Source organism: Hydrocoleum sp. CS-953, assembly GCF_002260545.1.
In the GTDB taxonomy this organism is placed as follows: domain Bacteria; phylum Cyanobacteriota; class Cyanobacteriia; order Cyanobacteriales; family Microcoleaceae; genus Trichodesmium.
The window spans coordinates 1-3,501 of record NZ_LGSU01000526.1 but is presented as its reverse complement, the minus strand read 5'-3'; the positions used below and the strand labels follow the sequence as shown (position 1 = coordinate 3,501).

At 37.8% G+C, this 3,501-nt stretch carries 2 protein-coding genes; one reads left to right on the top strand and one right to left on the bottom strand.

The features are described from left to right. Positions 1-2,235: tyrosine-protein kinase domain-containing protein (locus AFK68_RS05505; RefSeq protein WP_246844009.1), on the top strand; the 2,235-nt coding region annotated here is incomplete at its 5' end. Positions 2,236-2,952: 717 nt separating this feature from the next. Here AFK68_RS05505 and psbV2 read toward each other — a convergent pair. Beyond that, positions 2,953-3,453 (bottom strand): photosystem II cytochrome PsbV2, encoded by a 501-nt coding sequence (gene psbV2, locus AFK68_RS05500; RefSeq protein WP_094671914.1) that lies wholly within the window; start codon positions 3,451-3,453, stop codon positions 2,953-2,955. Positions 3,454-3,501: the final 48 nt, after the last annotated feature.

Here is a 3,501-nt window from a genome sequence, read left to right as displayed (position 1 = left end):
AGTTGTAAATCTATTCTATTTATCAATAAAAACTGGATTATGGCTATACCAATTGTTAAACGTTATTTAATTGCTTTAGGACTATACAAGTGGGTGGGAGTAGCAACTTTCGCAGTTGCAGTAGGTGTTTCAGGAATAGTTGCTTTGCAACCAGTTGAGGAACCAAAACATACAATTCTAGGTACATTGAGGAGTATTCGTCCTCCTGTATTATTTTCCCAGACTGGTACTGCAATTCAAGAACAAGCTGCGGCAGTTACTCCAGATATGTTACTAAATGATGAAGTTAGACAGGCAGCAGCAGAAAAGGTATTAGTAGACGCAAGAAAGCTGAAGGGAGCAAAATTCGGCGCAAAAGAAGGTGTATACTTTCTACAGTATGAAGATACAGATGCAGAAAAAGCTGTAGAAGTGGTAGATGCACTGATGGCAGAAATCGTGAAGCAAAGTCGAAAAATTAATGCTACTTATCAAACAACTATTATTGAAGAAGTTAAAAAACGTTTACCTGCAGCAATTGAAGACTTGAGAAACGCTCAAGAAAAACTACAGAAATTTGAAAGAGATGAAGAAGCTTTGTTGATAACAGCAAGAGCTGCTGCTTTACCTGCAGCGATCGCAGGTAACCGACAACAACAAACTCAGATTAAGTTAGAGTTAGAAGGTGTAGATGCTCAAATTAATAGTTTAGAGACACAGTTAGGGTTAACTGCAGATCAAGCTTATGTAGCACGGGCACTCGCCGCCGATCCAATTATAGCAAATCTCCGAGTGCAGTTATATGAAGTAGAGAGTCAGTTAGATAAGCTACTGTTAGATTTTCGAGAAGAGTATCCTCCTGTAGTTGAGTTGCGTAGACAAAAACAAGTTGTAGAAAAACAGCTACAACAACGTGCGGCAGAAGTTTTAGGAGGTAATGGTATTGCAGCACCATTAAGAAAAGTAGATCAAATTCGGGTTGATGCTTCTTTAGACCCCACAAGGCAACAGTTATCAGAAACCCTCATTTCCCTGAAAGCTCAAAAGGAGCAGTTAGAAAGACAGCTACAAAGAACAATTGAAACTGAGAAGGAATTGGAAGTTGAGTATAAGACTATCCCCGATAAGCAATTAGAATTAGTGAATTTGCAAGAAGAAGTTGCTGTGAAAAAGTCTCGTCTTGATAGTATGCAAACTAAGTTAGAAGATGCTGAGGCAGCAGAGGCAGAGATAACTAGCAGTTTAGCCATTGCTCAGAAAGCTGGTGTTGCTAAGAAGGGTGAGGCAGCGGAAAAAAGTATGCCTTTAATGATGGCAATAGGGGGGCTAGCAGGTATAGTTCTTGGTGGAGGCTTAATTTTTGTCTTGGGAATGCTTTCTGGCAAGTTCTATTCTTGGGAAGAAATCAAAACAGCTTTAAAGGAAAAGGATGTGCCTTTATTGGGTTTGTTGCCTGATGTCATGCTTTTTGATCCAGATATGGAGCTAGAAGAAATGCCTTTGTTACTGGAGCGTAATTCACCTTATTTGGAATTCTATGAAAAGTTGCGGACAAATTTGCAGCGTCAGGGAAGTCAACCTCCAAAAGTTTTGGTCTTGAGTAGTGGAGCTAAAGGAGAAGGGAAAACATTTTGTGCTTATAATTTGGCGATCGCTTCTGCACGAGCAGGTAAACGAACACTTGTCATTGAAGCAGACTTAAGGTCTCCATCAAAAGCTGAGTCTCTCAAAATTTTTCCTAATGCACATAGCGATGCTGAACCACTTCGTTATTATGGGGATATTAATGATTGTATTCGACAAGTGCCAGAGGTAGAAAATTTGTATGTGATACCTACTCCTGGTGTTGTCAAACAACCAGGAGGAATCATTGAATCAAGTGAAATGCAAAGGCTACTTTCAGACTCACGACATCGTTTTGACTTTGTTATCCTAGATGCTCCTTGTATGACTCAGAACAATGATGCTTTTATTCTAGAGCCATATACTGATGGGATGATTATTGTGACTCGACCACAATATACTCTATCAGGTATGTTGACAGAAGTTATAGAACAGCTCACAAATGATGAAGAGGATGAATCTAGTAAGTCTGGTCCTAAGTTTTTAGGAGTTGTAGTCAATGGGGCAGATATTCCTGTAGAATTTCCATTGGAACCATTGGATGATTTGGATATCTCTGAGCCACAGATCGCCGACTCACCTAGACCTAGTATAGGAGCTACAGCAGGAGTAGTAACACAGGTTCATAGTTGATAATATAGCGCTACGCACAAGTCAAAAGTCAAAAATAATCCCTGACGTTCGTTTGAGCATTTAGAACTGTCCTAACCATAATGCGTAGTGCTATAGCTATAGCTTTTATAACCATAACTGTAGAGACTTTGATTTCAAAGTTTCTACTACACCTTTCAATTATTTACCACTTGCTGATGAAATTTAAAATAATTTGCAGATATAAGGTTTCAGACTTTTTAGTTTCTCAAAAAGTGCTAGCTTTTAGGTCGTTCAGGTTCAAAAAGTGAGCATTTTCGACAAGAGTTAGCCATAAAAATCAATGGAAGATTCTTCCTGCTTCCTCCTAATAAAACTGCCGTTTCTCCTGACCTAAAAAAAAGGGTATGCGTCTCTCCTTTTAAGGGGATAAAAAAATAGAATATTCGCTATGTCAAGCCTCTGGGTTTCCGTTTGTCATGCTGCGCAAACAGCCAGAGGTAATGTTAATTTGGGGTTGCTGAGTGGTAATGATTTTTAGATTAAGTATCAACGAAAAACATAAGTTTGCCGATTTTACCTTCAGCTACTGACAATTACATTTCAGCAACGCTGTTAATTTGTGTAGTGACACTTCGCGAAGTGTCACTACTAGAAGTGTCACTACTAACTGATAACTGAAATGACTCCTGATTCCTATCCTGACAAAAAGACTTTTTCAGCAAACCCTATTTAATAATTATTTTTTTCCAGCTTAATTTATTGTTCAATCCCTTCTACTCCCCAAGCAGGAGCTTTTTCCGCTGCTCTTAATATAAATGCACCCATTTTTTCTACTGTCTCTTGAGACATCCAATTTTCAGTAACTTGACGACAGAAAAATGTATAATCACTACCATCATATATCATCGGGCTTCTGAAAAAAGCTACTAAGTTATTCAGATTATCTCGTGGTGGTGTTGCCCCTTTTAGTTTGTTCAAAGATAGAGATATTGGAGGGTTGACTAAATTTGCTCCTCCTACATGACAGTTGAGACAATTTTTGGCAAACATTTGTTTACCCTCAGATAAATCTTCAGCAGAAAACTTCTTTGTTTCACCTTGCTCATTAAGTTTTATTTCTACTGGTATTTCTGCATCTAAATATCTTGTGATATAGGAGTCAACAGCAGCTTGAACTGGTTGAGTATCAAAAATTATTACCTGAAAAATAATCAATATTGTTAATATAAAACGAATCAGTAATGATTTATTCAACATAATACTTTTATTACTTTAGTAACTACAAATATCAAATATAAATAACTG